At 71.3% G+C, this 5,306-nt stretch carries 6 protein-coding genes; all 6 read right to left on the bottom strand.

Annotated features, from left to right (window positions below):
• Positions 1-2,461 (bottom strand): baseplate multidomain protein megatron (locus EJC49_RS25045; protein WP_170314865.1); only part of this gene is annotated, 2,461 nt, incomplete at its 3' end.
• 3 nt (positions 2,462-2,464) lie between these two features.
• Positions 2,465-2,908 (bottom strand): NlpC/P60 family protein, encoded by a 444-nt coding sequence (locus EJC49_RS25040; RefSeq protein WP_126702652.1) that lies wholly within the window; start codon positions 2,906-2,908, stop codon positions 2,465-2,467.
• An 81-nt stretch (positions 2,909-2,989) separates the two neighbouring features.
• A complete protein-coding gene (locus tag EJC49_RS25035) occupies positions 2,990-3,880 on the bottom strand; it encodes a DUF2163 domain-containing protein (protein ID WP_126702651.1) in 891 nt (296 codons plus the stop codon).
• On the bottom strand, positions 3,877-4,527 hold the full coding sequence (locus tag EJC49_RS25030; protein ID WP_126702650.1) for a DUF2460 domain-containing protein: 651 nt from the start codon (positions 4,525-4,527) through the stop codon (positions 3,877-3,879). Before EJC49_RS25030 ends, EJC49_RS25035 begins: the two co-directional genes overlap by 4 nt.
• Positions 4,528-4,537: 10 nt before the next feature.
• Entirely contained in the window at positions 4,538-5,113 is a 576-nt protein-coding gene (locus EJC49_RS25025; protein WP_126702649.1) for a phage tail tape measure protein, read from the bottom strand.
• Positions 5,114-5,192: 79 nt separating this feature from the next.
• Complete coding sequence (locus tag EJC49_RS25020; protein WP_280960066.1) at positions 5,193-5,297, bottom strand: hypothetical protein; 105 nt, start codon at positions 5,295-5,297, stop codon at positions 5,193-5,195.
• Between the last annotated feature and the right edge of the window lie 9 nt (positions 5,298-5,306).

Genomic DNA, 5,306 nt, shown 5'->3' with positions numbered 1-5,306 from the left:
GCCGCCTTGCCGTGACGCGTCCGCCCTCGAACCTCAGCGACAGCCCGAACAGGTCGGCGACCGGCTCGATCGCCGCGCGCGGCGAGGCCGGGTCGGCGATCACGTAGCCGCTCGCCCATCCGGCCGCGCCGCCGGTGTCCCCCGCCTCCAGCCCGTGGTCGGCCAGGATCGCCGCCACCAGGTCGCCGGCGGAAGGATTGCCCAGCCGCCCGGTCAGCCAGTGACCGGTCAGCCAGTTGCCGCCGTCGCCCCATACGTCGCCGGCCAGCGGAAAACTCGGGAACGGCCGCGCGTCCCACGCCCACAGATAGACCCGTTCCGGATCGAGCATGCGGCCGCCATAGACCGGCGAGAGCGGGTTCATGGCGTCTTCGAACCCGCCCGCATCCGGATCCCAGAAATCCAGATGCGCCTCGATGAACCGGCGCTGCGCGAGATCGTCGCGACCGCCGTTCGAAAAATGCGGCAGCGCGCTCTCGCTCGACTTGGCGTCAGGAAAGACGTTCGGCTGGTTGGGTCCCTTGTCGACCGCCGGGCAGCCCAGTTCCGTCAGCCAGATCGGCTTCCCGCGCGGCGTCCAGGCGGTCGGGCCCGCCACTTCGACGCCACCCGGGCGGTCGAAGTGCGGATTCGCCCACCAGTTCCACAGGTCCTTGTAGCGGAACACCCAGGGCTTGCCGTAGGCCCCGTCCTCGATCGGCGTGCGGATGCGCGCGCGCCGATCCCCGTCGTCGGCATAATACCAGTCGTAGCCCTCGCCCGCGCCGATCGCCGCCTTCAGCGCCGCCGGGTCGTGCGGGCCGGCCGCGCCGTCCGGGCCGGAGCCGTCATGGTCGCCGTCGCGCCAGTCCGACAGGGGCATGTAGGCGTCGATGCCCACCGCGTCGATCGCCGGATGCGCCCACAGCGGGTCGAGATGGAAGAACACGCTGCCCGACCCGTCCCGTGGCTGATGGCCGAACCATTCGCTCCAGTCCGCGCCATAGGTCAGTTTCGTCCCGGCGCCCAGCATCGCGCGCACGTCGGCGGCAAGTGCGCACAACGCCTCGACCGCCGGAAAGCTGTCCGCCTCGCCGCGCACGGTCGTCAGCCCGCGCAACTCCGAACCGATCAGGAAGGCGTCGACGCCGCCGGCCTGCGCGGCAAGCTTTGCCTGGTGCAGCACGAAGCGGCGATAGCCCCAGTCCGAGCCGCTGCCGGAGAAATGCACCCGTCCGCCCGCAATCGAGAACTGTCCCGGCGAGGCATCGCCGAAAAAGGCATCGACCTGCGTGCGCGCCGCAGCCGTCGCATCGACGCTGCCCGCTTGTCCGGCCGCCGGGTGGCAGGTGATCCGCCCCCGCCACGGATAGGCTGCCTGCTCGGCCCCGCCATGCGGATCGGGAAGGCCGTTGCCGGCCGGCACGTCCATCATCACGAAGGGATAGAGCGTGACGGCCAGCCCCCGCGCCTTCAATTCGCCGATTGCCGCCACGATCGAGTCGTCGGACGGCGAGCCGCCATAGGCCGCCCGTCCCGCCACCTTCGACACCACCATCGCCATCGACGCGGTCACGTTGCCCACCCGCCACCGGGCCGCGACCGCGGGCGCATGGCGATCGGTCACCGCCGGGCGAATGCGGCAATGTCCCGCCCGCAGGTCGTCGCCAAACCAGGCCACCACCAGCGCCACATGCGTCAGGGTCGGACACAGCGCCTGCAACTCGTCCAGCGAGGCGACGATATCCGTCGGCGCGTGCAGCACATGCCGGTTGACGATGTCGCCCTCGCCCTTGCGCCGGTCGTGCCGCACCCGTCGCGGCGCGTAGCCGAACTCGGTCGAGCCCGGGATCAGCGCCATGGCGCGGACCTTCTCGCTCATCCCGCCGACGGGACGGATCACCTCGAACTGCATCTGCGGCAGCCGGTTGCCGTAGTCGTCCAGCGGCAGCCGCTCGAACACCACATAGGCCGTGCCGCGATAGGCGGGCGCGTTGCCCGCGCCCTGCTTCGCCTCGATCAGCGGGTCCGGCGCCTGGTCCTCGGTGCCGCGATGCAGCCGAAACGTCACCTCCTCGAGGTCGAGTTCGCGCCCGTCGGCCCAGACGCGGCGGATGCCGGCCACCGGCCCCTCGCACAGGCCGAAGGCTGCGTTGGCGTAGTAGGAGTAGGTCGTCACCTTCGGCCCGCCCTTCGAGCCCTGCCGGCTGGTTTCCTTGCCCTCCTCGAAACGCGTCGCCCAGATCAGCGTCGCGCCCAGCCTGGCCGTGCCGTAGAGCCTGGGCATCGGCGCGCCGTCCTCGGCCGTCAGCATCTGCGCGGAGGCGAGCCTCGGTCCCTCGATGCGGCGGGTCGAATCGATCAGCGCCCGATCGATCAGGTAGCCGCCGATCGCCCCCGCCGCCGTGCCGATCGCGGCGCCGACGGGTCCGAGAATGCCGCCGAGTGCCGCGCCCGCCGCCTGCAGGATGATGGTCGCCACGGTTCACTCCTCCGGTCGGTCGGGAAAGGCGAAGACCCCGGCGATGCGGCGGCGCCACTGCGGCGCCAGCGGCGACACCGTCACCGCATGGCCTTCGTAAGCGTGGACGAACCTTTCAGGCGCGACCATGATGCCGGCATGCTTGGCCGCGTAGTGCGGCTTCCAGCGGAACACGACGAGATTGCCCGCCGCCATGTCGGCCACGGGTTTTTCGGCGCAATGTCGCCTGGCCGCCTCGATCAGCGGGTCGCCCTCGCCCGTCTCGCTCCAGTCGCGTGCATAGGCGCCGGGGTCCTGGGGCTCGGCGGCATAGACCGCGCGCCACACCCCGCGCACGAGGCCCAGGCAGTCGCAGCCCACGCCCTTGCGCGTGCCCTGGTGACGATAGGGCGTGCCAGTCCAGGCGAGCGCCTCGGCGACGATCGCGTCGTTGATCCTTCGGTTCATGGCTGGCCTCGGTGTCTGAATCAAAAAGCGCCAGGCCGGGGCGAAAAAGGCGGCTTGCAGCCCGGCATGGCGTCGCCTGGATCAGGGCACCAGCGGTGCGCCGTCGAACACCTGCCCCCCGGTCGCGTAGCCATAGGCCGCGTCATTGCCGGGCAGGTGCGGAAAGCCACGAAAGTTCAGATCGTTGGCGAATTTCGCCTTGCAGGTGGCAAAGCGCTTGTCGCAGCCGGCCACGATCCCGAACCCGTCGCCGGGCGCCGGCAGCCCGCCGCCCTCGCGCCACAGCACGAGGTCGATCCCCTCGCCCGAGATGCGATGCGACAGAACGCGCACCGTCGCGCCGGCCATCGCCCCGCCCGTCGCCGTCAGCCGCCCCTCGGCGAACCAGCCGGCCGGAAACGTCTCGATGCCGGTCACCCGGATCGTGTCGGCCGTCACCACGGCCGTCACGCTGCCCGCGGCCATCAGCGCCGGATCGTCGAGGTCGACGCCGCAGCGCGCATCGCCCAGCTCGGCGTCGCAGGTCCGGCGAAACCAGCGCCCGCCGATCCGGTCAAGCGCGGCCTCCGGCCCCTCCAGTTCCGCCACGAAGCGGTTGTCGGCCCGCGTGATCCGCCCCACCGTCTGGGTGCGGATCACCGCCGCCTCGTCCGGCGCGCGCCAGTTGACCAGCAGCGTCTCCACGCCAGCCCCGTCCCATCGGCCGGCCGCGATGTCCTGCGCGGTGATCGTCGCCGCGCTGATCGCACCCTCGATCTCGACCTTATCGGCAGCCAGTCCCAGCGTCTCGCGCGCCTCGCTGGCGGTAAAACCGCTGCGCGGTTCGAACGTCGTGCCCGCCACCATCAGCGGCCGGTCATGGTCGGTGAAGCCCGACACCGTGCCGTCGCGCCGCGTCACCCGCCAGCAATGGCACAGGCTCGTCGTCTCCCGCGCCAGATGCGCGGCCAGCGTCTCGGGAATGTCGCTCATGGCAGGATCTCGATCAGCGGGATGGTGGGGATCTGGCCGGCGCGAAAACCCGCCAGGCTCACCGACAATTGCTCGGTGTCGAAGCGCACGGGCACGTCGAACTCGAAGCCCGCCGTCACCGCCGCGCCGTCGGCCGGCACATGACCAGGCAGGAAGGTGACGCGGCCCGTCGCGTGGTCGACTGAAAAGTCAGTGCCCTGCGCCTGCTCGACCCCGCCGACCGCCACCCGCACGCTACCCGCCACCGGCTTGGCGATCGGCCTTCGATAGGCGTCCGCACCCTGGCCATAGGTCTTGGCCAGCGCAAACACCGCCGCCGTGCCGTCGCCCATGCCGAGCGGCTGGTCGGTCGCGGCCGGCGCCTCGTGCGGCCGGCACGATTTCATGTCGAACGGGTCGCGGAAGCGAAAGCCGTGCAGCGAGCCGCGCCGTGCCTCGAAGAAAGCGACGACGTCGTGCACATCCTCCAGCGAGCGGAGGCCCGTGCCGGCGTCGTAGCTCCGCCGCGAATCGGCAAACCTCGCGTTGCGCCGCTCGTGCCCGGAGGTCAGGAACACGATCTCGTTGCGCCGCGCCGGTCCGCCCGTCGCCCCGAAGGACACCGCGATCGGGAACCGCACCTCGTGAAACGCCTCGAACTCGCTCATGAATTCCTCCTCACAGCGTCCGCGCGCCGCGCGCCACGGCCCGCGCGATCATGCCGGTGATCTGCGCCTCCGACTTGCGGAACGAGGGCGCGTCCGGCGTCGTCACGTTGAAGACCACGTTGACCGGCGCGCTACCGCCGCCGGCCGAAACGCCGAGCCGCCCGTCCGGCCCGCGCGACAGCGGCATGATCGCTTCCGCGCCGGCTTCCCCCATCAGGCCGATGTTGCGGCCGGCGGGAAAGAAGGTCGGCGTCGACACGATCCCGCCCTCGGCAAACGGCGTCACCCGACCCGGAACGCCGCCCTTTTCGAACGGCAGCAGCCCCGCGAGCCCGCCGAAGATCGACGAGAAGGCAGAGCCCGCCAGGTGGCTCAGCGGTTGCAGGCCCTGGCTCAGCGCCATGCCGGCGAGGTTCAGCCCGATCCGGCGCAGCACGTCCTCCAGCGCGCGGCCCTGCACCACCGCGCTCGCCAGCCCCTGCGTCAGCTGCCGCCCGAAGCTGTCGGACAGCGACGACAGGTTGCCGAGCGCCTTGTCCAGCGCGCTCGTGTCGATCGTAAACGAAACCTCCGGTCCCTCGGTCATGGTCGCTCCTCGTGTGGATGGAGAAAAAGTCTGCGGGCATGACGAAGCAGGGCCGGGACATCGCGGGCGCGGCCCGTCTTCAGGCCCGTTCCGCCTCGTCGGGAAAGCGCCGCATCAGCGCGGCGAGGTCGGCCCGGTCCGGCGCTCGCCGCGCCGGCAGCCCCATGCCCAGCGCCGCCGCCAGTTCGCGCGG

It is taken from the genome of Aquibium carbonis, from assembly GCF_003970795.1.
GTDB classification, from domain to species: Bacteria; Pseudomonadota; Alphaproteobacteria; order Rhizobiales; family Rhizobiaceae; genus Aquibium; species Aquibium carbonis.
The sequence above is the reverse complement of the archived record's forward strand: the minus strand, read 5'-3'. Positions and strand labels throughout refer to the sequence as shown.

What these genes read in the sequence shown, in the direction of transcription:
- EJC49_RS25040 (WP_126702652.1), bottom strand. Translation starts at nt 2,908, where the DNA reads ATGAACCGAAGGATCAACGACGCGATCGTCGCCGAGGCGCTCGCCTGG.
- EJC49_RS25030 (WP_126702650.1), bottom strand. Translation starts at nt 4,527, where the DNA reads ATGAGCGAGTTCGAGGCGTTTCACGAGGTGCGGTTCCCGATCGCGGTG.
- EJC49_RS25025 (WP_126702649.1), bottom strand. Translation starts at nt 5,113, where the DNA reads ATGACCGAGGGACCGGAGGTTTCGTTTACGATCGACACGAGCGCGCTG.
- EJC49_RS25035 (WP_126702651.1), bottom strand. Translation starts at nt 3,880, where the DNA reads ATGAGCGACATTCCCGAGACGCTGGCCGCGCATCTGGCGCGGGAGACG.